23 protein-coding genes and 1 tRNA gene are annotated in these 24,604 nt (G+C 59.6%); 12 read left to right on the top strand and 12 right to left on the bottom strand.

What is annotated here, in order from left to right; all coding sequences use genetic code 11:
• Positions 1 to 259 precede the first annotated feature (259 nt).
• Complete coding sequence (locus EK369_RS05315) at positions 260 to 3,700, bottom strand: pyruvate carboxylase (protein WP_127112663.1); 3,441 nt, start codon at positions 3,698 to 3,700, stop codon at positions 260 to 262.
• A gap of 235 nt (positions 3,701 to 3,935) precedes the next feature.
• Here EK369_RS05315 and EK369_RS05310 point away from each other — a divergent pair, with 235 nt between their 5' ends.
• The gene (locus EK369_RS05310; RefSeq protein WP_127112662.1) at positions 3,936 to 4,394 is read left to right on the top strand and encodes a rhodanese-like domain-containing protein; all 459 of its coding nucleotides are present in this window, start codon (positions 3,936 to 3,938) and stop codon (positions 4,392 to 4,394) included.
• 20 nt (positions 4,395 to 4,414) lie between these two features.
• Here the strand turns inward: EK369_RS05310 and EK369_RS05305 are convergent, their stop codons facing one another.
• Positions 4,415 to 5,560: an alpha-hydroxy acid oxidase gene (locus EK369_RS05305; protein WP_127113261.1), complete on the bottom strand. Its 1,146-nt coding sequence runs from the start codon at positions 5,558 to 5,560 to the stop codon at positions 4,415 to 4,417.
• Between the two features lie 94 nt (positions 5,561 to 5,654).
• Between EK369_RS05305 and EK369_RS05300 the strand changes: the two genes are divergently transcribed.
• Positions 5,655 to 8,072, top strand: coding sequence for an ATP-dependent helicase (locus EK369_RS05300; RefSeq protein ID WP_127112661.1), 2,418 nt, complete (start codon positions 5,655 to 5,657; stop codon positions 8,070 to 8,072).
• 113 nt (positions 8,073 to 8,185) lie between these two features.
• Here EK369_RS05300 and EK369_RS05295 read toward each other — a convergent pair whose 3' ends face one another.
• Both EK369_RS05295 and EK369_RS05290 read right to left on the bottom strand, forming a co-directional pair.
• The gene (locus tag EK369_RS05295) at positions 8,186 to 9,655 is read right to left on the bottom strand and encodes an SH3 domain-containing protein (protein ID WP_127112660.1); all 1,470 of its coding nucleotides are present in this window, start codon (positions 9,653 to 9,655) and stop codon (positions 8,186 to 8,188) included.
• Positions 9,656 to 10,117: 462 nt separating this feature from the next.
• A complete protein-coding gene (locus EK369_RS05290) occupies positions 10,118 to 10,333 on the bottom strand; it encodes a DUF1127 domain-containing protein (protein ID WP_127112659.1) in 216 nt (71 codons plus the stop codon).
• A 250-nt stretch (positions 10,334 to 10,583) separates the two neighbouring features.
• On the opposite strand from EK369_RS05290, the gene EK369_RS05285 reads away from it, so the two are divergent.
• The 3 genes from EK369_RS05285 (at position 10,584) to EK369_RS05275 (ending at position 12,918) form a co-directional block, all read left to right on the top strand.
• Positions 10,584 to 11,657: an Mrp/NBP35 family ATP-binding protein gene (locus tag EK369_RS05285; protein WP_127112658.1), complete on the top strand. Its 1,074-nt coding sequence runs from the start codon at positions 10,584 to 10,586 to the stop codon at positions 11,655 to 11,657.
• Between the two features lie 149 nt (positions 11,658 to 11,806).
• Positions 11,807 to 12,385: a TetR/AcrR family transcriptional regulator gene (locus EK369_RS05280; RefSeq protein WP_127112657.1), complete on the top strand. Its 579-nt coding sequence runs from the start codon at positions 11,807 to 11,809 to the stop codon at positions 12,383 to 12,385.
• A 119-nt stretch (positions 12,386 to 12,504) separates the two neighbouring features.
• Positions 12,505 to 12,918: an ester cyclase gene (locus EK369_RS05275; RefSeq protein WP_127112656.1), complete on the top strand. Its 414-nt coding sequence runs from the start codon at positions 12,505 to 12,507 to the stop codon at positions 12,916 to 12,918.
• Positions 12,919 to 13,022: 104 nt separating this feature from the next.
• On the opposite strand, the gene EK369_RS05270 is transcribed toward EK369_RS05275, so the two are convergent.
• Positions 13,023 to 13,334, bottom strand: coding sequence for an EthD family reductase (locus EK369_RS05270; RefSeq protein WP_127112655.1), 312 nt, complete (start codon positions 13,332 to 13,334; stop codon positions 13,023 to 13,025).
• A 65-nt stretch (positions 13,335 to 13,399) separates the two neighbouring features.
• Between EK369_RS05270 and EK369_RS05265 the strand changes: the two genes are divergently transcribed.
• Positions 13,400 to 14,068, top strand: coding sequence for a hypothetical protein (locus tag EK369_RS05265; RefSeq protein WP_127112654.1), 669 nt, complete (start codon positions 13,400 to 13,402; stop codon positions 14,066 to 14,068).
• Here EK369_RS05265 and EK369_RS05260 read toward each other — a convergent pair.
• Positions 14,062 to 14,547, bottom strand: a complete 486-nt coding sequence (locus EK369_RS05260) for a DUF2244 domain-containing protein (protein ID WP_127112653.1) — start codon at positions 14,545 to 14,547, stop codon at positions 14,062 to 14,064. The two genes, EK369_RS05265 and EK369_RS05260, sit on opposite strands and share 7 nt — an antisense overlap.
• A 129-nt stretch (positions 14,548 to 14,676) precedes the next feature.
• Positions 14,677 to 16,347: a cytochrome c oxidase subunit I gene (locus EK369_RS05255; protein ID WP_127112652.1), complete on the bottom strand. Its 1,671-nt coding sequence runs from the start codon at positions 16,345 to 16,347 to the stop codon at positions 14,677 to 14,679.
• Positions 16,348 to 16,624: 277 nt separating this feature from the next.
• On the opposite strand from EK369_RS05255, the gene EK369_RS05250 reads away from it, so the two are divergent.
• A complete protein-coding gene (locus tag EK369_RS05250) occupies positions 16,625 to 17,467 on the top strand; it encodes an isocitrate lyase/PEP mutase family protein (protein WP_127112651.1) in 843 nt (280 codons plus the stop codon).
• Between the two features lie 66 nt (positions 17,468 to 17,533).
• On the opposite strand, the gene EK369_RS05245 is transcribed toward EK369_RS05250, so the two are convergent.
• On the bottom strand, positions 17,534 to 18,007 hold the full coding sequence (locus EK369_RS05245; protein ID WP_127112650.1) for a c-type cytochrome: 474 nt from the start codon (positions 18,005 to 18,007) through the stop codon (positions 17,534 to 17,536).
• Positions 18,008 to 18,204: 197 nt separating this feature from the next.
• Here EK369_RS05245 and EK369_RS05240 point away from each other — a divergent pair, with 197 nt between their 5' ends.
• The 3 genes from EK369_RS05240 (at position 18,205) to EK369_RS21745 (ending at position 19,560) form a co-directional block, all read left to right on the top strand.
• The gene (locus EK369_RS05240) at positions 18,205 to 18,660 is read left to right on the top strand and encodes an Lrp/AsnC family transcriptional regulator (RefSeq protein WP_127112649.1); all 456 of its coding nucleotides are present in this window, start codon (positions 18,205 to 18,207) and stop codon (positions 18,658 to 18,660) included.
• A gap of 4 nt (positions 18,661 to 18,664) precedes the next feature.
• A complete protein-coding gene (locus EK369_RS05235) occupies positions 18,665 to 19,294 on the top strand; it encodes a LysE family translocator (protein ID WP_127112648.1) in 630 nt (209 codons plus the stop codon).
• Between the two features lie 101 nt (positions 19,295 to 19,395).
• A complete protein-coding gene (locus tag EK369_RS21745) occupies positions 19,396 to 19,560 on the top strand; it encodes a hypothetical protein (protein ID WP_164726884.1) in 165 nt (54 codons plus the stop codon).
• Positions 19,561 to 19,629: 69 nt separating this feature from the next.
• Here the strand turns inward: EK369_RS21745 and EK369_RS05230 are convergent, their stop codons facing one another.
• Together EK369_RS05230 and lipB are read right to left on the bottom strand one after the other, a co-directional pair.
• The gene (locus EK369_RS05230) at positions 19,630 to 20,529 is read right to left on the bottom strand and encodes a hypothetical protein (protein WP_127112647.1); all 900 of its coding nucleotides are present in this window, start codon (positions 20,527 to 20,529) and stop codon (positions 19,630 to 19,632) included.
• Between the two features lie 129 nt (positions 20,530 to 20,658).
• Entirely contained in the window at positions 20,659 to 21,309 is a 651-nt protein-coding gene (gene lipB / locus EK369_RS05225) for a lipoyl(octanoyl) transferase LipB (RefSeq protein ID WP_127112646.1), read from the bottom strand.
• A gap of 181 nt (positions 21,310 to 21,490) precedes the next feature.
• Between lipB and EK369_RS05220 the strand changes: the two genes are divergently transcribed.
• Positions 21,491 to 22,555, top strand: coding sequence for a phosphatase PAP2 family protein (locus tag EK369_RS05220; protein WP_164726882.1), 1,065 nt, complete (start codon positions 21,491 to 21,493; stop codon positions 22,553 to 22,555).
• A 190-nt stretch (positions 22,556 to 22,745) separates the two neighbouring features.
• Positions 22,746 to 22,832 (top strand) — tRNA-Leu (locus tag EK369_RS05215).
• Between the two features lie 104 nt (positions 22,833 to 22,936).
• Here EK369_RS05215 and EK369_RS05210 read toward each other — a convergent pair.
• Together EK369_RS05210 and EK369_RS05205 are read right to left on the bottom strand one after the other, a co-directional pair.
• Entirely contained in the window at positions 22,937 to 23,587 is a 651-nt protein-coding gene (locus EK369_RS05210) for a DsbA family oxidoreductase (RefSeq protein ID WP_127112644.1), read from the bottom strand.
• A 73-nt stretch (positions 23,588 to 23,660) separates the two neighbouring features.
• Positions 23,661 to 24,590 carry an AEC family transporter gene (locus tag EK369_RS05205; protein WP_127112643.1) on the bottom strand — a complete coding sequence of 310 codons (930 nt, stop codon included), beginning with the start codon at positions 24,588 to 24,590 and terminating at the stop codon, positions 23,661 to 23,663.
• Positions 24,591 to 24,604: the final 14 nt, after the last annotated feature.

The following is a 24,604-nucleotide window of genomic DNA, read 5'->3' as shown; positions in this document are numbered from 1 at the left end:
CAAGGCTTTTGTAAAAAATGTGGTGGTTGTCTCTGGGGCAAAGGCCCAAAGGGGATGCCTGACAATGCGGTTCTAAATGTTGCTCTTGAGCTACTGGAAAATTGAGAGGGTATTTGAGCCTCTGGCTGTTTTTTCGCTGGAGACATTGTGCGATTATGCGCTCCCATGAGAGTGGGAAAGCAATATTGATCGGAGTGCCTGATGTGTCGAACCGGTCGTCAACAAAAAGCCCCGCCAGTTTGGCGGGGCTTTGTTTGGTTTACTCCAGTTCGACCAACAGGTCCTTGGCGTCGATCTGTCCGCCGGGGTGGGCGTGGACCGTTTTCACGACAGCATCGCGTTCGGCGTGGATGCCGGTCTCCATCTTCATGGCTTCGATGGTGAGCAAGAGATCGCCCTCTTTCACCGTCTGGCCTGCGGTGACCGCGACCGAAGCAACGACACCAGGCATCGGCGCGCCGATGTGGTTGGCGTTGCCCGCTTCGGCCTTGGGCCGTTGCGCGGTCGAGGATTTCACCAGACGGTTCGGTACGCGGATGACGCGCGGCTGGCCGTTCAGTTCAAAGAATACTTTGACCTCGCCGTTCTCGTCAGTTTCCCCAATGGCCTGCAGGCGGATTTCCAGCGTCTTGCCGGGATCGATTTCGGCGGTGATCTCTTCACCCGGCTCCATGCCGTAAAAGAAGGTGCGTGTCGGCAGTGCCCGAACCGGGCCGTATAGACGGTGACGGCCCATGTAATCGAGGAACACCTTGGGATACATCAGGTAGCCATTGAGGTCCTCGTTATCGACCTTGTAGCCTTCCAGCTCTGCAATCAACTCGGCTCGTGCGGCCTCAAGATCGACCGGCTCCAGATGTTTGCCGGGGCGCTCGGTGTTGGGCTTGTCGCCCTTCAGCACCTTCTTGACGATACCCTCCGGGAAACCACCCGGAGGCTGGCCGAGATTGCCGCGCATCATGTCGACAACGCTGTCGGGGAAGGCCACGTCGGTGTCCTTGTCCTCAACCTGATCGCGGGTCAGACCCTGGCTGACCATCATCAGCGCCATGTCGCCCACAACCTTGGACGAGGGCGTGACCTTGACGATATCGCCAAACATCTGGTTCACGTCGGCATAGGTCTGCGCCACATCGTGCCACTTTTCCTCCAGACCCAGGCTGCGGGCCTGTGCCTTGAGATTGGTGAACTGACCGCCGGGCATCTCGTGCAGGTAGACCTCGGACGCTGGGGCTGCGAGACCGCTTTCGAACGCCGCATATTGTGCGCGCACGCCTTCCCAGTATTCGCTGACATCACGAATGGCCTTGATGTCCAGACCTGTATCGCGCTCGGTGTGGCGCAGGGCTTCGACCACTGAGCCAAGGCAGGCCTGCGATGTGCCGCCACTGAAGGCGTCCATTGCTGCGTCCACAGCATCGACACCCGCATCCGCGGCGGCCAGAATGGTCGCGCCTGCAATGCCACTGGTGTCATGGGTGTGGAAGTGGATCGGCAGGCCGACCTCTTCCTTTAGCGCCTTGACGAGAATGCGGGCGGAGGCCGGTTTCAACAGGCCCGCCATGTCCTTCAGACCCAGCACATGCGCGCCTGCGGCCTCAAGCTCTTTGGCCATGCCGACATAGTAGTTCAGGTCATACTTGGCGCGCGCGGGGTCCAAGAGATCGCCGGTGTAGCAGATCGTGCCTTCGCAGACCTTGCCGCTTTCGACCACTGCATCCATCGCGACACGCATGTTCTCAACCCAGTTCAGCGAGTCAAACACGCGGAACACATCAACGCCGGTCTCGGCTGCCTGCCGGACAAACTCCTGCACCACGTTGTCAGGATAGTTTGTGTAGCCGACGCCATTGCTGGCGCGCAGCAACATCTGGGTCATCACGTTGGGCATCGCGGCACGCAGGTCGCGCAGGCGCTGCCACGGGCATTCCTGCAGGAAGCGGTAGGCGACATCAAAGGTCGCCCCACCCCAGCATTCTACCGAGAACAACTGCGGCAGGTTGGCGGCATAGGCTGGCGCCACCTTGATCATGTCAATCGAGCGCATCCGCGTGGCCAGCAGCGACTGGTGCCCGTCGCGCATCGTGGTGTCTGTGAGCAGCAGTTGTGGCTGATCCTTCATCCAGTCCGCCACAGCCTGCGCGCCCTTGTCTTCCAACAGGTTGCGGGTGCCATAGGCGGGCTCGGCCCGGTTGGCGGGTGCTTTTGGGGCCTTGAGATCAGCGGCAGGCTCCGGACGATCCGTGGTCTCGGGATGTCCGTTCACCGAGATGTCCGCGATATAGGTCAGCACCTTGGTGCCCCGGTCACGGCGCTTGGAGAACTGGAACAATTCCGGCGTCTCGTCGATGAACTTGGTGGTGTACTGGTTGCGCAGGAAAACCTCGTGCTTCAAGAGGTTCTCGACAAAGGCGATATTGGTGCTGACGCCGCGAATACGGAATTCGCGCAATGCGCGGTCCATGCGGGCAATGGCCTTTTCCGGGGTCTGGGCCCAGGCGGTGACCTTGGTCAGCAGCGAGTCATAATAGCGGGTGATTACCCCGCCCGCATAGGCCGTGCCGCCGTCCAGACGGATGCCCATGCCGGTGGCCGAACGATAGGCCGTGATGCGGCCATAGTCGGGGATAAAGTTGTTCTGCGGATCTTCGGTGGTGATCCGGGTTTGCAACGCGTGACCGTTCAGGCGAATGTCATACTGGCTGGCTTTGCCGGTGGCTTCGGCTATCGACTTGCCCTCGGCAATCAGGATTTGCGCCTGCACGATGTCGATGCCGGTGACTTCCTCAGTCACGGTGTGTTCCACCTGAACCCGTGGGTTCACCTCGATAAAGTAGAATTTGCCGGTTTCCATATCCATCAGGAATTCGACCGTGCCGGCGCATTCATAGTTCACATGGGCGCAGATTTTGCGGCCCAGCTCGCAGATCTCTTCGCGCTGTGCTTCTGAGAGATAGGGGGCAGGCGCGCGTTCCACGACCTTTTGGTTACGGCGCTGGACGGAACAGTCACGCTCGTAGAGGTGATAGATGTTGCCCTGCTGGTCACCGAGGATCTGCACTTCGACGTGGCGTGCACGGGTGATCATCTTTTCCAAGTAGCCTTCGCCATTGCCAAAGGCGGCTTCTGCCTCACGGCGGCCCTCAAGCACTTTCTCTTCAACTTCGTCTTCGGAAAGGATCGGGCGCATGCCACGTCCGCCGCCGCCCCACGAGGCTTTCAGCATCAGGGGATAACCAACCTCGGCCGCTTCCTTGCGGATGGCGTCCATGTCGTCGCCCAGCACTTCGGTGGCGGGGATCACGGGCACGCCCGCCTCGATCGCAACCTTGCGGGCCGAGGCCTTGTCGCCCAACGCGCGCATGGTGGCGGCCTTGGGGCCGATAAAGGTGATGCCGTTGTTCGCACAGGCGTCGACAAAATCCGGGTTCTCGGACAAGAGGCCATATCCGGGGTGGATCGCATCCGCGCCGCATTCTTTGGCGACCCGAATGATCTCATCAATGCTCAGGTACGCCGCAACCGGCCCAAGCCCCTCGCCAATGCGATAGGCCTCATCCGCTTTGAAGCGGTGCAACGACAGCTTGTCCTCTTCCGCAAAGACCGCAACAGTGCGTTTGCCCATTTCATTGGCGGCGCGCATCACACGGATCGCAATCTCGCCACGGTTGGCAATCAGGATTTTCTTGAACTCAGGCATGGGCAGGCTCCCCTTTTTGGCGTCTGTCCGGTTTCAGTGCGCGAACCCTAAGGGCATGCCGCAGTGCAGCGCAATACCAATGATTACGGATTCTGTTACATTTCTGTAGGATTCTGTTCCGTTTTCGGACCAATACGCAGGAATCGCCCGCACGACATCGTGTAGAGCGACAGGTTGCACGCCGAATCCGTCCATGGCAGACAGGAAGTAACATTTCTCATTTGGAATATGTCTCATGCTGACTCGTCGTACCTTTGCACTTTCCCTGGTCGCACTTGCAGTGGCCACCACTGCCCGTGCTGAGACCACTTTGACCCCGGAACAGGCTCTTGCAGGGATCGAGGGAAACAAGCTGATCCTGATTGATGTGCGCCGCCCCGAAGAATGGCAGGAAACCGGTGTGGCCAAGGGCGCCTGGCCGCTGGACATGACCCATAAGGAGTTTGGCCCGCGCCTGATGGCAGTGCTTCAGCGCAACCCGGACCATCAGGTTGCCATCATCTGCCGGACTGGCAACCGCACCGGGTATCTGATGAATGTGCTGGCCGAGAATAAGATCAACGGCGTGCTGGACGTGACCGCAGGCATGGCGGGCGGGCCGCGTGGCAAAGGGTGGATTCCCTCCGGCCTGCCCACGGTCAGCGCGCAAGAGGCCTATGACACGATGCCCAGGGACCTCACCAAACAGCCGTAGGTCGGACAAATTTGTCCGACCTACCTGTCGACCAGTGCGCCCTTTAGGTCATTGAAACCCGCGGCGCCGATCTGTCCCATATTGGCTGCCATATCCTTGGTCAGAAGGTCGATCAGATGGTCCGGCCCCGCCGCCCCAAGCGCGGCCAGTGCATAGTGAAATCCGCGGCCCATCATCACAAGATCAGCCCCCTGTGACAGCGCCCGCAGAATGTCGAGGCCGGTCTCGACGCCACTATCCATGATCAGGGGCAGAGACGTGGCTGCCCGGATGTCCGCCAGCACTTCGATCGGCGCGGGTGCGGCGTCAAACTGTCGCCCGGCATGGTTTGACACCCAAATCGCGTCAACCCCCGCCGTTTCGAGCCTTGTTGCGTCTTCCGCCCGCATGACCCCTTTGACGATCAGCGGCCCCTGCCAGTGGTCGCGCAGCCATTGCAGGTAATCCCAATCCGGCGCGGTCCGGAGCTGATACCCTGCATGGGCGTTGGTGCTCAGCCCCGTGACCTTATCCGCATAGTCGTCAATCAATCGCATGCGGGGCATACCCATCCGCGCCATGCCCAACGCCCATCGGGGCCGCATCGCCACCTGGGACAAGATCCGCGGCGTCAGGCGCGGCGGCGTGGTCAGGCCCGAGCGCACCTGCCGTTCGCGGCGGCTGGCCACCGGAATATCTACCGTCAGAACCAGTGTCGAAAACCCCGCCGCCTGTGCCCGTTTCAGAATGTCCTGGCGAATAGCTTTGTCGCGAGGAGGGTAGAGTTGGAACCACGCATTGTCCCCGATGTGCGGCGCCAGATCTTCAGGCGTCTGGCTCGCCACGGTGGACAGGGTATAGGGGATCCCCTGTCGCTTCGCGGCCTGCGCCAACAGCCGTTCCGCGTCAGGCCAGATCAACCCCGACATGCCCACCGGCGCAATGCCCAGGGGCAGGGCATAGTCCTGCCCCAGAAACCGTGTTGCCAGCTGCGGCTCAAACTCTCCGTGCAGGATCGCAGGTCGGAACAACACCTCGTCCAGCGCGGCGCGATTGCGTGCCAGCGTGCGCTCATCGCCTGTGCCACTGGCGAGAAATTCCCACACGAAATGCGGAATCCGCCGTTTGGCCTTGTGTCGTAAATCCGAAAGCGCGGGGTATCTGGTGTGCAAATCCATGGGCCACATGTTCGACGGATCATGGCGTTTGTCCAGCAAAACAACATGTATGGAACATAATGAGAACTTCCCATCCCGAAATCGGCGCGCTACATTGCGCCCCATGAGCAGTTTCGATGAATCCGACGCCTTTGAATCGGCCTCACTGTCGGCCCGCGCCATGGCTGCGCGGCCTTCGCCCTATTTGAATGAGTTGAACCCGGCACAGCGCGAGGCGGTTGAGCGGCTGGATGGCCCTGTCCTGATGCTGGCTGGGGCTGGCACCGGCAAGACCAAGGCGCTGACGGCGCGCATTGTGCATTTGCTGAACACCCAGCGCGCGAGACCCAATGAAATCCTCGCCGTGACCTTTACCAACAAGGCCGCGCGCGAGATGAAAGACCGGGTTGGTCGCATGCTGGGGGGCTCGATCGAAGGGGTGCCATGGCTAGGCACCTTCCACGCGATCTGTGTGAAATTGCTGCGCCGTCACGCCGAACTGGTCGGTCTCAAATCGAACTTTACCATTCTTGATACTGACGACCAGAACCGCCTGTTGAAACAGCTGATCCAGGCCAACAATATCGACGATAAACGCTGGCCCGCTCGGCTGTTGGCCAGCCTGATCGACGGTTGGAAGAACAAGGCACTGACACCGGACAAATTGCCCGCTGCGGACGCGGGCGCGTTTAACCATCGCGGCGGCGAGCTTTATGAGCAGTACCAGAAACGCCTGCTGGAACTGAACGCTGTGGATTTTGGTGATCTGTTGCTGCACGTGGTCACCATCTTTCAGAACAATCCCGATATTCTGGAGCAATACCAACGCTGGTTTCGCTACATCCTTGTCGACGAGTATCAGGATACCAACGTCGCGCAGTACCTGTGGTTGCGACTGCTGGCACAGGGGCATCAGAACATCTGTTGCGTGGGCGATGACGACCAGTCGATCTATGGCTGGCGCGGGGCCGAGGTGGGCAATATCCTACGGTTTGAAAAGGATTTTCCCGGTGCATTCGTTGTCCGGTTAGAGCAGAACTATCGCTCGACTCCGCATATTCTGGCGGCCGCTTCGAACGTTATTCGGGGCAACGAAGACCGGCTGGGCAAGGAGCTGTGGACCGAGGCTGAGGGGGGCGAAAAGGTACGTCTGATCGGCCATTGGGACGGCGAGGAAGAGGCGCGTTGGATCGGTGAAGAGATCGAGGCGATGCAGCAGGGGACGCGGGGCAACGCGCCGATGTCGCTGGATGATATGGCGATTCTCGTGCGTGCCAGCCACCAGATGCGCGCGTTTGAGGATCGCTTTCTGACCATCGGTCTGCCGTACCGGGTGATCGGCGGGCCACGGTTCTACGAGCGGTTGGAAATCCGTGATGCGATGGCCTATTTCCGTGTGGTGGTCAGCCCGGATGATGACCTTGCCTTTGAACGCATTGTGAATACGCCCAAGCGGGGTCTTGGCAATGTGGCGCAGCAGAAAATACAAACCTGCGCGCGCAATAACGGCGTGTCGCTGGTGGAAGGCGCGCGCATTCTGCTTGAGGACAAAGGGATCGGTGGCAAGGGTGCGAAAGAGCTGCAATTGCTGGTCGACAGCATCGCGCGCTGGCGGTCGAAACTGACCACGCACCTGGTCGAGGTGGCCTCGGAGGATGATGTGCTCGAGGCGGCCACACCCCAGCTGATGGAAGGTGCACCAGAGGTCAGCCACATCGAACTGGCCGAGATCATTCTGGACGAGTCGGGCTATACGACCATGTGGCAGAACGACAAGACCCCCGAGGCACCGGGGCGGTTGGAAAACCTCAAGGAACTGGTCAAGGCCTTGGAATCTTTCGAGAATCTGCAAGGGTTCCTTGAACATGTCAGCCTGATCATGGACAATGAATCCGAGGAAGGTGAGCAAAAGGTCACCATCATGACCCTGCACGGGGCCAAGGGGCTGGAGTTCCCGGCCGTGTTCCTGCCGGGGTGGGAGGATGGGCTGTTCCCGTCCCAGCGCAGCATGGATGAAAGCGGTCTCAAGGGGCTCGAAGAGGAACGGCGGCTGGCCTATGTCGGCATCACGCGGGCCGAGGAGCTGTGCACCATATCATTCGCCGGAAACCGTCGTGTTTATGGCCAATGGCAATCGCAAATGCCCTCGCGTTTCATTGATGAACTGCCCGAGGAACATGTTGATGTTCTGACCCCTCCGGGCCTGTATGGCGGTGGTTTTGGGGCGGCGGCAAGCGTTGGGCAACCGGGGCTTGACGAGCGTGTGGCCAAGGCCAATACCTACAACTCTCCGGGCTGGAAACGCATGCAATCCCGCGCCGGGCAGCATGGGTTGTCACAGCCAAAAGAGAGCCGCCAGAGCGCGATTGATGTCACGGCGATTTCGAGTTTCACCGTTGGCGACCGCGTGTTCCACCAGAAGTTCGGATACGGCGAGATTGCTGCGATTGAGGGTGACAAGCTGATGGTGAATTTCGACAAAGCGGGCACCAAGAACGTGGTGGCGAGCTATGTCACGCTGCCGGACGATATCCCCTTTTGACGTGATGAAATCGTCAAACTGACCATGTTGTACATCTTTTTTGGCGCCGTTTCTCCATGTTGTACAACATGGAGAAACAGCCAAATGAGGCGAAAATCGTGGTTAAGACGCGGTTAATTCGTCACCGGGACCGCAAAGAGCCCCTCTTCGATCAAAAAGCGGGCGCTGACCCAGCCTTGGGTGCTGCCCGACTTGATCTGGAAGAACACCCCCTGCTTGTCGCCGGTCAGTGCGCAATTGGTGATCTCGGCAGAGGCCCCTTTGGCAAGCGTGCCGATGGGCGAGGTGCCCAATCCCGGAACCGCGCGAATATTGACCTCGCGTTTTGCGGTGCCGCGGCGGCCCTCGGAGCGCACGAGCCAGTTCGGCTGCCAGTTGTAGGTATCCTCGGGAACCGTGCGCAGCAATGTGCCGCCACTGCATCCCAATGAGTCCGCCAGCAATGGCACGGTCAGTGCATGGGTGGGCGCCGGTTCGCGGGTCGCACACCACCCGAGCATTTGTTTGCTGTTGAGACACTCGGGCTTTGGAGAATAACTGCCGCCAAGCTCGGGATCGATCAGGCCCACGGAGACATCGCCGTTTCTTGACCGGCTCAGGCTGCATTGACCGACGTAGAACGACTCAAATGGAAAGGCCAGCGTGATGTGGTCGCTGCCCAGACCGTCAAAGATGTCTTTCAGTCTGACTGCGGCATCCGGCATTTGGGGGACGCGATCTCCGTATGAGTCCACCATGAAACCGGCACTTTCCGAGAGACGGTCGCGGGACGCGAATAGCAGCGCGCTGCACACGCGAATTGCCGTGCCGTGATCCAGCCCGACGAGGTTGACCGTTGGGCTGGCGTTTGGTCTGGCCACGGGGTCAAACCCCATTTGCCAGCTGCGCATGCCGCCGCGCAGGTAGAAAAAGCTGTCAGAGGTACGATGCCGCAGCGATTCGCGCAGCAACAAAGGCGATTGCCAGCCATCTTCGATCAGGCGGGTGTATTCCAGCACGATGTCATAGGTCAGGTTCATGACATCGCGGACCTTGGCGGTGCTTTCTGCCTGCTCGTCCGGCAGGATTCCCATGTGAAAGCCGACCGTCGCGCCCTGTTCGATCATGGCATTGCCGACGCCTCCGCCCATGGCAAGGATCAGTGCGCAGGCCGAAAGGCATTTATCTCCTTCCAGTACGTAGAAATCGAAAACCGGAGGATCGCTGGCGGCGGGGTCCTGTTGGTTGACCAGCCAGGCCCCGATCTTGAGCGCTTCGAGAAAATTACCGCCTGGGCTGTCGAGGATGAATTTTTGCCCATAGAACCAGTTGGCTTCCATGAAGGCGATGAACCTGTCGGCGTCGCCCTTGTTGATCTGCCCTGACAGGTGAATGACCTCTGGCCGGTCCGAGGCCGGAGGGCCGATTTCGGGCACGGGCCTGTGAGACAGGGCGTCGTAGTGAACCGGGTCCGCAGGTGGGTAAACAAACACAAGCTCTTGAAGGCGTGGCAGAAAATCTTCGCGCGACGTGAATTCCAGGGCGTGGGAGGCGGATGAGACAACTCCGCAAAGAGCCAGGATCAGGGGGAACAGGTTTTTCATCAATGCATCCTTTTTCAATTGCTGACGAAGGTAACGCATCGAAATCGCTTGTCCAAAAAAAAACGGCGGCGCCAAGGGAGGAGAGGCACCGCCGTTCTTTGCGGCAAGACGTCCAGGGAGGAGGAGAGAACGTCTTGCTGTCTGTTGGGGCCGGAGCCCCGAATTTTTGAGCAGCGGCTCCTAAGGGAGGAGAACGGAGCCGCTGCTTTTAACAAGACGTCCACAGGGAGGAGGAAGGAACGTCCTGATCTGGTTGGACCTGTTCAGGCCCGGAATTCTAAGGCGGCAGCTCCTAGGGAGGAGGACGGAGCTGCCGCTTTTTCACAAGACACCTAGGGAGGAGGCGGTGCCTTGATCTGGTTGGGTCGTTGGACCCGGAAACTCGCGACGATAACTAGGGAGGAGAGCGTTACCGTCGCTATGAACAGAAAACCGAGGGAGGAGAGGCTTTCTGAAACTGAATCAGTTTTCGTAAACCGCCTGATAGGCCACACGGCGCAGCATCGAGCGGTGCAGGCCCAGGTCGGCCAGCATGGAGTCGGGCAATTCGCTGAGTTCGTTCAGCGTTTTGCGGTAGCTGCGCGCCTTGTTGAAACGCTCGAGCAGAGAGGCTGCTGCTGCGGCCAGTCGATCTGCGGCGCCTTGTTGCGCGGTGATGTAAGTGCTGGCGTGTGCCATGGTCGTAACCTTCGAATATTGTGAAACGCGTTCGCTGCGTTGTTGTAGTGGTATGGATATAGGTAGATGCTGCAGGTGCACAATGGATAGTCCTGCAATGCTGCTATGCAGCGAGCGAATAGGGGACGTTACGTCATGCGGAAATGCACGCGATTCGGGCAAGTGGCTGAAAAGACGTCACATAAGGAGATTGTGACTTTGGCTGGGGCGCACTAGATACTGAGGGACAGCGAGATTTCAGGAGGCCACCATGTCCGTTACAGAAGCGCAGATTCACGAGGTGCTGAGCCGTTTGGACCTGCCGGATGGCGGCAATCTGGTCTCGCGCGATATGCTGCGCGCGCTGAATATCGACGGCGGGCAGGTGCGGTTCGTGATCGAAGCCCCGAGCGCCGAGATTGCCCAGCGGATGGAGCCCCTGCGCAAGGCTGCCGAACATGCGGTGGGCCAGATTGCCGGGGTCGAGCGGGTGTCGGTTGCCCTGACAGCGCATGGCCCCGCGCCGGCCGCCAAGGCCCCGCCCAGTCTGAAAGTGGGCGGGCACCCCAAGCCACAGGCCGGTCCGATGAAGGTGGCGGGTGTAAAAAGCATCATCGCGATTGCCAGCGGCAAGGGCGGCGTCGGCAAATCCACGGTGTCGTCGAACCTCGCCGTGGCGCTGGCCAAACAGGGGCGTCGCGTGGGCCTGCTGGATGCCGATATCTATGGCCCCAGCCAGCCGCGCATGATGGGGATCAACAAACGCCCGGCCTCGCCCGATGGCAAGACCATCATTCCGTTGGAAAGCCATGGTGTGACGCTGATGTCGATCGGTTTCATGCTGGAAGAGGACAAGGCCGTGGTCTGGCGCGGCCCGATGCTGATGGGCGCCTTGCAGCAGATGCTGGGACAGGTGCAATGGGGCGAGTTGGACGTGCTGTTGGTTGATATGCCTCCGGGCACCGGCGACGTGCAGCTGACATTGTGCCAGAAGACCGAGATCACCGGTGCCATCGTGGTGTCGACGCCGCAGGATGTGGCCTTGATCGACGCGCGCAAGGCCATCGACATGTTCAAGACGCTGAACACGCCGGTTCTGGGGTTGATCGAGAACATGTCGACCTATGTCTGCCCCAATTGCGGGCACGAGTCGCAGATCTTTGGACACGGTGGTGTGGCGGAAGAGGCCAAGAAACTGGGCGCGCCTTTGCTGGGGGCCCTGCCGATTGATCTGGATACCCGGCTGGCGGGTGACGGTGGCACGCCGATTGCCGCCGGAGACAGCGCCATGGCCGAGGCCTATGCCCGCATTGCCGAGGGCATGATCAAGGGCGGGATTGCCTGAGCCTGTCTGGCGTCTGACGTAAGCCATGTGAGGTTGCGGACGGGGCCTGATCCCGAAATCACGAAGATTTTACAGCCCGACGGAGGTCTCTTTTCGTCGGGTGGCGTCGGGCACTTGTGGTTTTTAAGCGATCATTTTAATATTCCCGGATGGGACGACCAAAAACATATTCGCGAGACGCCGTCATCGAAAAAGCCATGGGCGTGTTTTGGCAGAATGGCTACAAGGCCACGTCTGTCAGCGACCTTGTGCGCGAGACCGGGTTGAACACTGCCAGCATGTACAAGGAGTTCGGAGACAAGGACGGATTGTTCTCTGAAGCACTGGAACACTACCGGCTTCATGTCATAGGGCCCAGGTACCAGATCCTCAGGGATAATCCCAACATGTCCGGCATTGAGCTGTTTCTGGGCAATGTGCTGCAGGGCGCGTCCAAAAGCGAATACAAGGGCTGCCTGATGATGAACCATCTGGCGCAGAAGCATGTGATAAACCCGGATGCTGCCGATCAGGTGGGGGCGTTTTGTCAGGAGATCGAATCGCTTTTGGAAAACGCGCTGCGCAATGCGCAGGCCGAGGGCGATATTGCGCCTGACAAGGATGTCCAAAAGCTCGCCAGCTTTATCGTGTTCTGTGTTCACGGGGCGGTTCTCTATGGGCGGCATGATAGCAAAAAGTCCGTGATTCCAAACTTTTATGACATGATCATGCGCGAGCTGCTCAGCTGAAATCGCAGGAAAGTTTATTTTAAAATTGTTTTTTTAAAATAAACGATTTAAAAAGGTCTCATCCACGTTGGTAAAGGCCTGATGGCATGTACCAACCCAAACAGGAGAGGAAACACGCGATGAGTATTTCGGAAACCGCCATGGCATTCTTTGATGCATGTGAAACCGGCAAGGGCTGGGACACCTGCAAGGCCTACTGCCAGGAAGACGCCGCCTTTGCATGTCAGGCCGGGGCCCTGGCGGATATCACGACACTGGAGGGCTACACTGGGTGGACAGCAGGTATCCTGACACCGATCCCCGATGGCCACTATGAGCTGACCTCATTCTCTACCGATCATGAACGGGCCGTGGTGACTGCAACGGCGATTTTCAAAGGGCACCAGACAGGTGAAGGTGGACCGGTTCCGGCGACAGGAAACGCGGTCTCGACCAACTATGCCTATGTCATGGAGTTTGACGGGGACAAGATCGCCCGCATGACAAAAATCTGGAACGATGCCGACGCGCTTGTTCAACTGGGATGGGCGTAATCCCTGCATAGGCGATGCCCCGGACATCCGGGCAGTCGCGCAAAAAGAAAGAGGCCTTTGGAAGGCCTCTTTTTTGTTTTTGAGTCAGGTTCGGAAAGCCAGGATCACCCGGCGATCACCTCGCCGATCAGCATCTGCGGCTGAGAATTGGTAAACTTCGGGATGTCACCAATCACCGGCGCGCCCTTGGCCATGGCGGCATTCATGGCGTCCTGATCGGCAAAGACCAGCGTGGCGATGGCATAAAAGGGCGGTGGCGTGTCGGGGCCACCGGCGAGGCCCTTGGTGGCCTGTGCGGATTGCATGTGGGGGCCAAAGTGTTCGCCCACCAGTGCCATATGGGTGGACAGGTAATAGTCATAGTCGAAATGGGTATCGTCCCCGATGGGGTAAGCCACTTGCAGAGTAACGGGCATTGTCGCGTTCCTTATTGGTTTGGTAGGGTCACTTTAGCAACAATTCGGATGGGTGGGGAAATACATTGCAACTCAGGCATTTTACCCAAACCCATTGCCCGGAACTGGCCGATTTTCTGGATCACTGTTGCGAGGCCCCCTTGCGGTTCGAAGGCGATCATCCGTTGATGCATTCGTCGGACAATCACATCCATCTTTGGGCGTTAGAGTATTGGGCGGACCACCACGGGTGGATTGATACCGGCTATCGGGTGCGGTTTGCCGAGGCAATTTTCGCGCGGTGGCGCGCGAGGTTGAAGGGGATGCGGCCCTATCAGGGGCGGGGGTATCGGCTGTATCTCTATGCCGATCTGGCGCCGACGGTGTCCGTTGTTGCCGAGACCGATGTGGGCTGCCCTTATGGGCTGGCCGAGGCCTTTGCGCCGGATCTGGCGTCCGTGATGCGTCGCTACGCGGGGCAGAGCTGGGCGGCGCATTTTGGTGATGAGGGTGCCGCCCCGACGCCGCAGGCGGTCCTGAAGGCGGTGGAACGGCATCACGGCTCGATCAGCAAGCCCACCGCTCAGGCCCTGGGGATGCAGGTTGGGCATCTGCGGCGGTTCATCGAATGGTTTGAGCTTGCCGATGAGGTGAATGTCCTGCGCAAACGCCACAAACGCAGGCCGGTACAGTTTCGTGAAGAACACGCCGCGCCGCTGGAGATCTGGGAAGAGCGATTGCCCGCGGGTTACTGAGCGTTCACGTCGCGCAGGAACTCATGCAGTTCGGTATAGAGCACCTTGCGTTCGTCCTCGGACAGGAAGCTGCCGATCTCGACCCTGCGGCCGTTGCCGGAGAGGGTCACGTAGTGCGGCACTGGCCCGCCGGTCACATGCATCTCGGCCCGCGCCCAATAGGGGTTGCAGTCCCATGTGCGGGTCTGGCCGCGCGCCGGGCGGTGGCTGAGGGTGAGAGTGTCGTCTTGCAGGCGCAGTTCTTCGAGGATCTCACCATCCTTGTAGCTGCGTTCCAGCCCCCACCACAGGGCGGCAACCATCAAGAGGACAAAGGGCAGGATGCCCCAGAGCAGAACCGTTCCGATCAACCCGTAGAGCGGCACGGTCCCAAGGCCAAAGGCCATCAGGATCATCGCGGCAAACCCGCGACGTGGCAGCGAGCGGTGCGGCCAGAGGGTCAGTACGATGGGCTTTGATTTGGTCCAGAGGTGGGGCATGGGCGGAGGGCTCTTTGCCCCTTGCGGGGCGCATCGCGGCGGGGCGCGCAGATTGGATTGGCACTCAGAAAAAAAAGGGCCCCGGATTGTCTCCGGGGCCCCCTGTTCGATCACATCAGGCGGGGCGCTTTAGTGCGCGTGGCCTTTGTCCCAGTCTTCCTGCTTGGGCAGGATTTCAAAGGTGTGCTCTGGCGGCGGACAGGGCAGTGTCCACTCCAGCGTATCCGCATGCTCGTTCCAGTAGTTGTTCTCGGTCACACGCGCGCCACGCAGGAGCGAGTAGATCACGATGCCGAAGAACAGAATGAAAGAAGCAAAGGAGAGCATCGCACCCCAGGAGCTGATCTTGTTGAAATAGGCGAATGCCTCGGGGTAGTCGATGTAGCGACGTGGCATGCCCTGACGGCCCAGGAAGTGCTGGGGGAAGAAGGTCAGGTTGACGCCGATGAAGAACATCCAGAAGTGCAGCTTGGCCGCAAATTCGGGATACTGACGGCCCGACATCTTGCCGAAGTAGAAGTATATCCCGGCAAAGATGGTAAAGGCCGCCCCCATCGACATGGTGTAGTGGAAGTGCGCCACGACGTAGTAGGTGTCATGGTAGGCACGGTCTACACCGGCCTGAGACAGCACGATGCCGGTCACACCACCGATGGTGAACAGGATCAGGAAGCCCAGAGCAAAGAGCATCGGCGCTTTGAACTCCAGCGAGCCGCCCCACATGGTGGCGATCCACGAGAAGATCTTGACCCCTGTTGGCACCGCGATGACCATCGTGGCCAGCATGAAGTAGGACTGCTGGGTCAGCGACATGCCAACGGTGTACATGTGGTGTGCCCAGACGACGAAGCCCAGTGCGCCAATCGCGATGATCGCCCAGACCATCGGCAAGTAGCCGAAGACGGGCTTGCGCGAGAAGGTGGCGAACACGTGGGATACCAGACCAAAGCCGGGCAGGATCACGATGTACACTTCGGGGTGGCCAAAGAACCAAAGGATGTGCTGATACAGGATCGGGTCACCGCCGCCGGCAGGATCAAAGAAGGTCGTGCCAAAGTTACGGTCGGTCAGCAACATGGTGATCGCGCCCGCCAGAACCGGCAGAGCCAGAAGGATCAGCCAGGCTGTGACAAAGATCGACCACGAGAACAGCGGCACCTTGAACAGGGTCATGCCCGGGGCACGCATGTTCAGGAAGGTGGTGATCATGTTGATCGCGCCAAGGATCGACGAGGCACCCGAAACGTGCACCGCAAAGATCGCGAGGTCCATCGAGTAACCGCCTTCGGTGGTCGACAGCGGCGGGTAGAGCACCCAGCCAACGCCAGACCCCAGCTGGTCATTACCACCCGGAGACAGCATCGAGGCAACGCCCAGCGCGACACCGGTGACATACATCCAGAACGACAGGTTGTTCATGCGCGGGAACGCCATGTCCGGCGCGCCGATCTGCAACGGCATGAAATAGTTGCCGAAACCGCCGAACAGGGCCGGAATCACAACAAAGAACATCATCAGCACGCCGTGATAGGTGATGAGAACGTTCCAGAGGTGCCCGTTGGGGGTACATTCGGCCGACGAAGCAAACAGACGTGCGCCTTCGAGGCACATGTACTGAACGCCGGGTTCCATGAGCTCAAGGCGCATGTAAACGGTGAAAAGGACCGCGATCAGGCCGACGAGGGCCGACACGATGAGATAGAGAATCCCAATGTCCTTGTGGTTGGTCGACATGAACCAGCGGGTGAAAAAGCCGCGCTCGTCTTCATGGTCGTGGCCTTGAATGGCTGCGTCTGCCATGTCCTGCCTCCTGTTGGTGCATTAAAAGGCGCGTGAGATTCCCCCATGCGCCCTGGTTCATCGTCTTTTTTAGATGTGTCGGGGGGGACCCGCAATCACCGTATTTGACGCAGATCAAAAAAAAGTGTCGCACCCGACTTGATTTGGGTCAAATCGGACCGTGTTTTGCGCGGATTGGCCGGGTTTGGGAGGTGCAGACATTGTCAGGGCGCAAAGTTCACAGAATGTTCGCATTTGGCTAGACTTGGGTGGCGAGTCGCAAAATGGAGCCGCGCGAATGTCACGTCAGAGCGAAAACTATCAGACCTTGAAAGCGATGCACGCAAGTGCAGGCGCGTTTGTCATGCCCAATCCCTGGGATGCCGGATCAGCGAAACTGCTGGCGGCGATGGGATTTCAGGCGCTTGCCACGACCAGCGCGGGCTATGCCTTTTCCGCTGGCAAACGGGATGGCGAGGCGGGGTTGTCGCGCGCCGAAGTGCTGGAAAACGCCCGTGCCATCGTTGCAGCGGTGGATTTGCCGGTCACGGCTGATCTGGAAGACGGGTTCGGGTCGGCGCCCGAGGCCTGCAGCGAAACCGTGCGGCAGGCCTGTGCCGTGGGTCTTGTTGGCGGCTCGATCGAGGACGCCACGGGCGATGCGGCGACCCCGATCTATGACTTTGATCTCGCGGTTGAGCGGGTGCGCGCGGCGGCCGAGACAGCCCGTGATCTGCCGTTTCTGCTGACGGCGCGGGCCGAGGGGCACCTGCATGGTCGTGATGACCTGAACGATACGATCCGCCGCCTGCAGGCTTTTGCCGAGGCCGGGGCGGATGTGCTTTATGCGCCGGGGTTGCCCGATCTCGACGCCATTGCGCGGGTGTGCCGCGAGGTGGAAAAGCCGGTGAATGTGGTCATGGGCCTGCGCCCGCCCTATTTCACGGTCGCCCAGTTGGCTGACGTTGGCGTAAAGCGCATCAGCGTCGGCGGGTCTTTTGCCCGTGCTGCCTGGGGCGGATTGCAGACTGCGGCCCGGATGGTTCTGGAAGAAGGCAGGTTCGACTATGCCGAGGCCGCCATGCCGGGGGCAGAGATCGCCGCCGTTCTGGATGCCGGGGGCATTGTGGACCGGAGTTAGCCCGGGAAAAGACAAACCCCGCACCGAGGGGCGCGGGGTTTGGTGTTGTGACGGTTGAGGTCAGAGTTACTCTGTCTTGGTCTCTTCCGAGGTCTCTTCAGTGGCGGCGTCGCCTTCAGCGGCCTCTTCCATCGGTGCCGGGGCAACCGAAGCCAGGTAGGCGGCGACGTGCTCGCCGTTTTTCTTGAGTTTGTAGGTCATCTTGGTCTTTTCGGCGAAGCCGTTTGCCCCAAGCCAGCCCTTGGCGTCCGCCATGTAGGCGGCCAGTTCTTCTTCGGTCCAGACAAAGCCTGCGGCGTTGGCGTCTTTCAGGCCGTCACCGTATTTGAAGTCTGCCGAGCCAGCCACGGCACCGACGACACCATAGAGGTTCGGGCCGGTTTTGCCGCCTTTGAACACCACTTCGCCTTCGGGCGAAACGATGGTGTGGCAGGATTTGCATTTCTTGAATTCTTTTTCGCCCTTGGCTGGGTCACCTTCCGCGAAAGCGGGGGCGGCCAGTGCAACGGCGGCTGCGACTACTGCATATACAGTCTTCATGAGTATAGCCTCTCTCAGGTTCAAACGAGCGTCCGGGCCGCAACTTCTGACATGTGCCCGGTCTGCGCAATGGGCAAATCAGCGCGGTTGGGTGACTGTGAAGGGAATGGGAATTGATGACTTTGAAATAGATCAAACAATTCCCGATTTCGTAAAAATTCTTGAATTATGCGCAATAATCCGGTAATTCGGCGGATATGGATATATTTGACAGGAAAATTGCCAACAGATTGCAGCGATTTGGACGTCTGTCCAGCGCGGATCTGGCACAAGAGGTCGGGGTTTCGGTCTCGACAGCCAACGAACGCGTGCGTCGGATGGCCTCGGGAGGGGAGATTCGTGGCTGGCACGCGCACCTCAACCCCGACGCGGTTGGGGCCGGTTTGTGCTGCTTTGTTCTGGTCGACATGACCTATGACGGCGAGGCTGACGCCTGTGCCGCGCTGGTGACCCATGACGAAGTGATGGAGCTGCACCACGTCGCAGGCGCGCATTCCTACATGATGAAGCTGCGCACGCGGGACACCGCCAGTTTGCAGGCATTTCTGGCGGAACATGTGAAACCCCTGCCTGCGGTCCTGCGCACCGAGACGCTGATTTCACTGGATGCGCTCAAGGAAAGCCCGGTGATGCCGGTGGACGGGCTGGATTAACAACATGCTGTTCGATGTGTTCCTGAAGGGCATCCTGATGGGGTTTGCCGTGGCCGCCCCGGTGGGGCCGATTGGTGTTCTGTGCATCCGGCGCACGTTGAGTGACGGACGTGCCGCGGGATTGGCAACCGGATTGGGGGCCGCGACCGCAGACGGGTTTTATGGCCTGCTGGTCGCCGTAGGATTTGCGGCGACCGGTCTGTTGGTCAGCTATGCAACCCCCATGGCGATTGGCGGCGGGCTGTTGCTGATGTGGCTGGGGGCGATGTCGGTGCGCGGCTTTCTGAGGGCGCGAGGGGCTGGCGAGCCGGTTCAACCGGCCTCGAACCATCGTACGGTGATCACAAGCTGGGCGACGACGTTTGTCCTGACCATGGCCAATCCACTCACGATCCTGACCTTTGTCGGCATGATCGCAGGGCTGGGGGCCGCCGCCGCATCGTCCCCGATGGCGCCCTATTGGCTGGTTCTTGGCGTGTTCATGGGGTCAGCACTGTGGTGGCTGTTCCTGGTGCAACTGGCGCTGATGATCCGCAGCCGCATGACCCCGGCGCTGACACGGTGGTTTGATCTGGCCTCGGGGGTGGTGATCATGGTGTGGGGCGCGTGGATCGCGCTCGGGGTGTTGGTCTAGCGTCCAGACAGGATGTGAAGGCGAGGTTCCGCCTTTGCGATTTGACAGGATGTCGGTGGCTGTGCAGGCTAAAGGCATAGTAACCTGCGAAAGGAGATCGCATGGGACGACTGATTGTTACTGCCGCCGCAGTTTGCCTCTCAGCAGGTCTGGCCGCGGCGCAACAAAGTACAAGTGAACCACAGCCGGCGCCGCCGATCTTGCTGGATACCCCGGAAGGCCGGGGCTGTTCTGGCGGCGATCACGACAAACCTGTCAGCGCCTGACGGTTCGCGGAGCTTCACTTACTCAGCACTTGCGATGGGGTTGGCCTGGGCGGGGTGCCTTTTTGGGGACTACTTGGCGGCAGGTGGATCAAATGGGTTGAGACACTTGGCAAAGGTAATTTCGCGGGTGTGCCCGTCCTGATCTTCAATCACCATGGTCATCAGGTCAGATTTGTCAGGTTGTCTGTTTTGAGGCGCAAAGATGACGCGTTTCTCGTTGTTGCGAAGACCTTCGGTGGTATAGAACGCCTCTCCCCACAGATGTCGAAGGTCCCGCCACATCATGTCTTGCCCGCCATCCTCGGTTGACAGGGCGACGTAGAAAGAGCCGCCTGTTTCGCTGGTTGCGGGCCAGAAGGTGACCTCGCCCTTGGCGGCAGGGGGCAGCCAAAGATTGTCTTGGACCGGCATTGCACGGTCGCACCCGGCCAGCCCCGGAATGAACCCGTAGGTCAGGTCCTGGTCGATCGCAACCCATGACCCCCAAAGCACCGGTGGCGCCAGAGGTAGCAGGCTGCTTGCAAGCGCCCGCATTTCCTCGTGGGTCGGCTGAGTGCCGTTGGCCTCGTGCAAAAGAGTTCTGGCCGCCCGTGGGTAGGTTTTGCTCAGAGGGGAGTAATAGGCCACGGGCTGCCCGACGAGGGGGTCGTTTGTGACAATGGTATAGCCAAGATCCAGGCAATTGCCCGCGGTTGCGCGCTCTTTGAAGACGACCTGATTTTCGGAGGTTTCAGTCGCGAAAAGGTTGGCCTCGCAGCCAGCTTGGCGGTTGATCACTTTGGAAGGAGTTTGGGGATCCACCCTGTCGGCAAAGTGAAACTCCATGGGGAACTCGTACAGTCCGCCAAAGGAGCTGCTCAGGCCCTCGAATGTCTTTCCCGCGATGAACGCAGGCATTGTATCCGCATGCGCAAACGCGCTGCTGGCCAGAACACCACACGTGGCCAGGAAATGTGTGAAACGAGCCATGTACGCCCCCTTTTGCCAATCGGGTTCATTTTGGCGCGGGACGCGGGGCCTGGCAAGTTTGTGACGCAGCTTGAGTGCAATGAGGGGTAGGTCGGACAGTTTGTCCGACCTACGAGGTGGGCGGTGGCCTTAGCCGCCAAACACCTCGACAAATGTCTTCTTCAAGGCGACATCGACGTCGTCCATCGTGACCGGAAGGCCAAGATCGACCAGGGACGTCACCCCGTGTTCGGTGATGCCGCAGGGGACAATTCCGCTGAAATGCTCAAGCTCTGGTTCGACGTTGATCGAGATGCCGTGAAAGCTGACCCATTTGCGCAGGCGGATGCCGATGGCGGCGATTTTGTCTTCGGGTTTTTCTCCGGTGGCGGTCAGCGGTTTGTCATCGCGCACGATCCAGACACCTACGCGGCCACAGCGGATCTCACCGCGCAGGTTGAACTGATCCAGTGTGGCGATCACCCATTCCTCGAGCTGGTGCACGAATTTGCGCACGTCATGGCCGCGTTTTCCGACGTCCAGCATGACATAGGCCACCCGCTGACCGGGACCGTGATAGGTGTACTGCCCGCCGCGTTTGCTGGGATAGACCGGGAAACGATCCGGATCGGTCAGGTCCTCGATCTTGGCGCTGGTGCCCGCAGTATAGAGTGGCGGATGCTCGACCAGCCAGATGCATTCCTCGGCCTCGCCGGTGGCAATCGCCGCGGCGCGGGCCTCCATAAAGGTGACGGCCTCGTCATAATCCAAAAGCCCTTCGTGAACGATCCATTCGACCATGGCGAGTCCTTTGCTGCAGTTTCGGTTTCATACCTGTGTTGCCGCTGAATGAAAACCGGGATCGTCGGGGCGTGGGTGGGGGCGGATGCAGCGGGCGACCTGCCCATTGCTTCCCCAATCGTGCCCAAACTCTGACAGAATGTTGGGGATACTGGCTCAAAATGCTTCAGGAGTTTGCCTCATGTCCATGCAGGCCGAGTTTTCGCAACCGTCGACCCTAGGGACGCCAGATTTCCTGCGTCGCAATCGTTTGTTGATGGCCTGTATCGCGCTGCAGTCCGTGGTGGCGTTTGGGGTCAGCTGGTCGTTGAACATTCCGCTGGACCTGCAGATGTTCCGCATGCTGATGATGGTGTGCTTTCAGCTTGTGCCTGTCACGCTGACGCTTTTGGTGATCTTCCACTTTATCTATCTGGCAACGGTGGTGCGGCCCAAGCGGCCACTGCAGCGCATGATCAGCGATGGCAAACGGGTTTTTCTGGATGCCGACAGAATGGCCAGTGGCGCAGTTGCCCTGTCGAGCTTTGTCTTCTTCATCGGCGCGTTCACCTTTCTAAAAGGGACGATCCCGCTGTTGGTGCCCTTTTCGTGGGACGTGACATTTGCCGAGATGGACCGTGTTTTGCATTTCGGGATGGACCCTTACAAGATCGTTCTGGGCCTGTTCGGCGCGCCAATTGTCGTGAGTGCAGTCAACGTGGCCTACCACTGGTGGTTCTTCATTCTGTACTTTCTGTTGATCCTTGCCTGTTTTTCCAAGTTCGATCGAAAGTCGGCTTACACATTCCTTGTTGGAACGGTTCTTGTCTGGTTCGTTGGCGGAAATGTTTTGGCCACGCTCCTGTCATCCGCAGGTCCGGTCTATTTCGAGCGGCTTGGTCTGGGGGCAGATTTTGTTCCGCTGATCGACACGCTCAAGGCCTATGATCAGCGGTATCCGCTTTGGGCTCTGGATGTGCATGAGCTGCTTTGGGACGGCTACGTGGCTGATGGCAAAGTCAGCGGTATCTCGGCGATGCCGAGCATGCACGTTGCCTCGAGTGTGTTGATGACGTTTTACGCATTCACCATCCGCCGGTGGCTGGGCTGGGCCATGCTTGCCTTTCTGGCGGTGATCATGGTGGGGTCGGTGATGCTCGCGTGGCACTATGCGGTGGATTCCTACCTGGGCGCTGTGATTGCGGTTCTGGGCTGGAAGCTGGCGCGCAAAATGGTTGGGCGGGACAGCGCGATCCGTCAGGATTGAGGGATCCCTTCGCAGGCCGAGGCCTGTGCACCACATCGCAGAAGGCGTGTGGCCGCCCAAAAGTGCGCGGTGAATGTATGACGATTGCGACCCCGCGCCGTGGCAAAACAAATTGCGCAATCCCATGCGTTTTCCCGCTTGGCAATATCGTGGCGACTCGGTATAGACCCCCTCACCAAGCTACAGGCGTGCGGCCGTGGCGGAATTGGTAGACGCGCAGCGTTGAGGTCGCTGTGGGGTAACACCCGTGGAAGTTCGAGTCTTCTCGGCCGCACCATTTTCCCAGAGACATAGCGTTTTTTGCGGGCTTTGAAGCCTGTGTCCGCGTGCCAGACCCCTGCCCTTGCCGTGACTGCATGGACGCGACGTGGTGCGTAGAGTTTAGGCCGCGCCGTGGGATTGCGACAGGTGTGTGAGGACACGGGCAAAGGTTTCCGCACCCTGGGCACCGGACGTGGCGTGTTTGGCGTCAAACACCATTGTCGGCACGCCGGACACACCACGGGATGTCCAGAAGCTCTCTTTGTCCCGCACGGTTTCCGCAAAGCGCTGATCTTTGAGAACCTGCAAGGCCTCGGCGCGGCCAAGACCGATCGAGGCCGCGGTGTCGGCTAGAACATCATGCTGCGAGACATCCAGACCTTTGGTAAAGTAGGCGTCAAAGAGTGCGAGTTTCAGATCCTGCGATTTGCCGGCTTCCTGCGCCCAATGGAGAAGTTGGTGGGCGTCAAACGTGTTGACGATCTTGCTGTCGTCGGCGAACTGAAAGTCAATGTCGAGCGGCGCGCCGATAGCAGACAGCTGGTCGCGCGCCTTTTGCGATTGCTCCGGGGTGCTGCCGTATTTGCGCATGATGTGCTCGCGCAGGTTTTCGCCTTCGGGCGGCATGTCAGAGTTCAGCTCGAACGGATGCCAGTAGGTTTCGATCTCGATCCCTGTTGCCTCGGCGGCCTGCTGCAACTGGCGGAAGCCGACAATGCACCACGGGCAGACAACGTCAGAGATAATGTCGACACGGATTGGATCGGGCATGGGGACCTCCTGTTCTTGCGCGTTTCCAAGATGGGGGTTGGGGCCGGGGAGCGCAAGTCACGGGCGCGCGAGATCAGGGTAGGGCGAATAGCCAGAGCCAGATGGTGAGGATCGACACGGCGGTGGCGATCAGCACGGTCGAGGCGGCGACGCGCTGGGCACGGCCGTACATCGAGGCAAAGAGATAGGCGTTGACGCCGGGGGCCATGGTGGCGGTCAGTACTCCCGAGCGAAAGCTGTCGCGGTCGAGGCCCTGGGCGCTGCCGAGCAACCAGACAATGCTGGGGTGCAGGAACAGCGACACGGCACAACAGTAGAGGATCGTGCGCATGTCGCCTTCGGGGCGGTAGCGGAACAGGACACCGCCCATGGCAAAGAGCGCTACAGGCAGGGCCGAGCGGGCCAGCATGTCGACCGAGACATTCAGCGTTGTTGGGAGCGGGACATTGCCGAGGTTCACGATGAAGCCGAGGGAAATGCCAAGGATCAGAGCATTGCGGAACATCGCTTTCAGAACGGTTGGCACGATTTTAAGGGGCGACTGTCCGCGTGCGCGTACGATCTCCATCAGTGTGATGCCGAGGCCGTAACAAAAGGGGGCGTGAAACGCGACGATGGCATAGTTGCCCGTGAGCGCCTCGGGGCCATAGGCGCGTTCGGTGATGGCAAGACCCAGCAAAAGCGAATTGGAAAAGAGGCAGATAAAGCCGATGGCGACCGCGTCCTCCCAGTCGCGTTTGAACAGAAACCGCGCGCCAAGGATGCCTGCGGCAAAGGCCAGAATGGCACCGGTGTAGAAGCTGCCAAGGAGCGCGCCGTTGAAATCAGCGCTCAGGTCCAGGCGCGAAATGGCGCGAAACAACAGGACGGGCACGGCGAAGTTCGTGGCAAACTTCATGATGCCGTCGATGTGGACTTCGGTAAGGTAGCCGCGCCAGGCCGCGAAATAGCCAAAGCCAATCACGAAAAAAACCGGCAGGATAACGTCGATCAGCGCCTGCATGTCGCGCCCCGGTT

Source organism: Shimia sediminis (assembly GCF_003990645.1).
Lineage (GTDB): Bacteria > Pseudomonadota > Alphaproteobacteria > Rhodobacterales > Rhodobacteraceae > Shimia > Shimia sediminis.
Note: the sequence above shows the minus strand (reverse complement) of the source record. Positions and strands in the feature narration are given on the sequence as shown.

Bases quoted from the DNA above. Each gene is read 5' to 3' on its own strand.
- EK369_RS05310 (WP_127112662.1), top strand. From the start codon at position 3,936: ATGCTGACTCGTCGTACCTTTGCACTTTCCCTGGTCGCACTTGCAGTG.
- EK369_RS05210 (WP_127112644.1), bottom strand. From the start codon at position 23,587: ATGCCCGATCCAATCCGTGTCGACATTATCTCTGACGTTGTCTGCCCG.
- EK369_RS05255 (WP_127112652.1), bottom strand. From the start codon at position 16,347: ATGGCAGACGCAGCCATTCAAGGCCACGACCATGAAGACGAGCGCGGC.
- EK369_RS05250 (WP_127112651.1), top strand. From the start codon at position 16,625: ATGTCACGTCAGAGCGAAAACTATCAGACCTTGAAAGCGATGCACGCA.
- EK369_RS05315 (WP_127112663.1), bottom strand. From the start codon at position 3,700: ATGCCTGAGTTCAAGAAAATCCTGATTGCCAACCGTGGCGAGATTGCG.
- EK369_RS05230 (WP_127112647.1), bottom strand. From the start codon at position 20,529: ATGGCTCGTTTCACACATTTCCTGGCCACGTGTGGTGTTCTGGCCAGC.
- EK369_RS05270 (WP_127112655.1), bottom strand. From the start codon at position 13,334: ATGCCCGTTACTCTGCAAGTGGCTTACCCCATCGGGGACGATACCCAT.
- EK369_RS05260 (WP_127112653.1), bottom strand. From the start codon at position 14,547: ATGCCCCACCTCTGGACCAAATCAAAGCCCATCGTACTGACCCTCTGG.
- EK369_RS21745 (WP_164726884.1), top strand. From the start codon at position 19,396: ATGGGACGACTGATTGTTACTGCCGCCGCAGTTTGCCTCTCAGCAGGT.
- EK369_RS05220 (WP_164726882.1), top strand. From the start codon at position 21,491: ATGTCCATGCAGGCCGAGTTTTCGCAACCGTCGACCCTAGGGACGCCA.
- EK369_RS05305 (WP_127113261.1), bottom strand. From the start codon at position 5,560: ATGTGGCCCATGGATTTGCACACCAGATACCCCGCGCTTTCGGATTTA.
- EK369_RS05285 (WP_127112658.1), top strand. From the start codon at position 10,584: ATGTCCGTTACAGAAGCGCAGATTCACGAGGTGCTGAGCCGTTTGGAC.
- EK369_RS05300 (WP_127112661.1), top strand. From the start codon at position 5,655: ATGAGCAGTTTCGATGAATCCGACGCCTTTGAATCGGCCTCACTGTCG.
- EK369_RS05205 (WP_127112643.1), bottom strand. From the start codon at position 24,590: ATGCAGGCGCTGATCGACGTTATCCTGCCGGTTTTTTTCGTGATTGGC.
- EK369_RS05280 (WP_127112657.1), top strand. From the start codon at position 11,807: ATGGGACGACCAAAAACATATTCGCGAGACGCCGTCATCGAAAAAGCC.
- EK369_RS05240 (WP_127112649.1), top strand. From the start codon at position 18,205: ATGGATATATTTGACAGGAAAATTGCCAACAGATTGCAGCGATTTGGA.
- EK369_RS05275 (WP_127112656.1), top strand. From the start codon at position 12,505: ATGAGTATTTCGGAAACCGCCATGGCATTCTTTGATGCATGTGAAACC.
- EK369_RS05295 (WP_127112660.1), bottom strand. From the start codon at position 9,655: ATGAAAAACCTGTTCCCCCTGATCCTGGCTCTTTGCGGAGTTGTCTCA.
- lipB (WP_127112646.1), bottom strand. From the start codon at position 21,309: ATGGTCGAATGGATCGTTCACGAAGGGCTTTTGGATTATGACGAGGCC.
- EK369_RS05245 (WP_127112650.1), bottom strand. From the start codon at position 18,007: ATGAAGACTGTATATGCAGTAGTCGCAGCCGCCGTTGCACTGGCCGCC.
- EK369_RS05235 (WP_127112648.1), top strand. From the start codon at position 18,665: ATGCTGTTCGATGTGTTCCTGAAGGGCATCCTGATGGGGTTTGCCGTG.
- EK369_RS05290 (WP_127112659.1), bottom strand. From the start codon at position 10,333: ATGGCACACGCCAGCACTTACATCACCGCGCAACAAGGCGCCGCAGAT.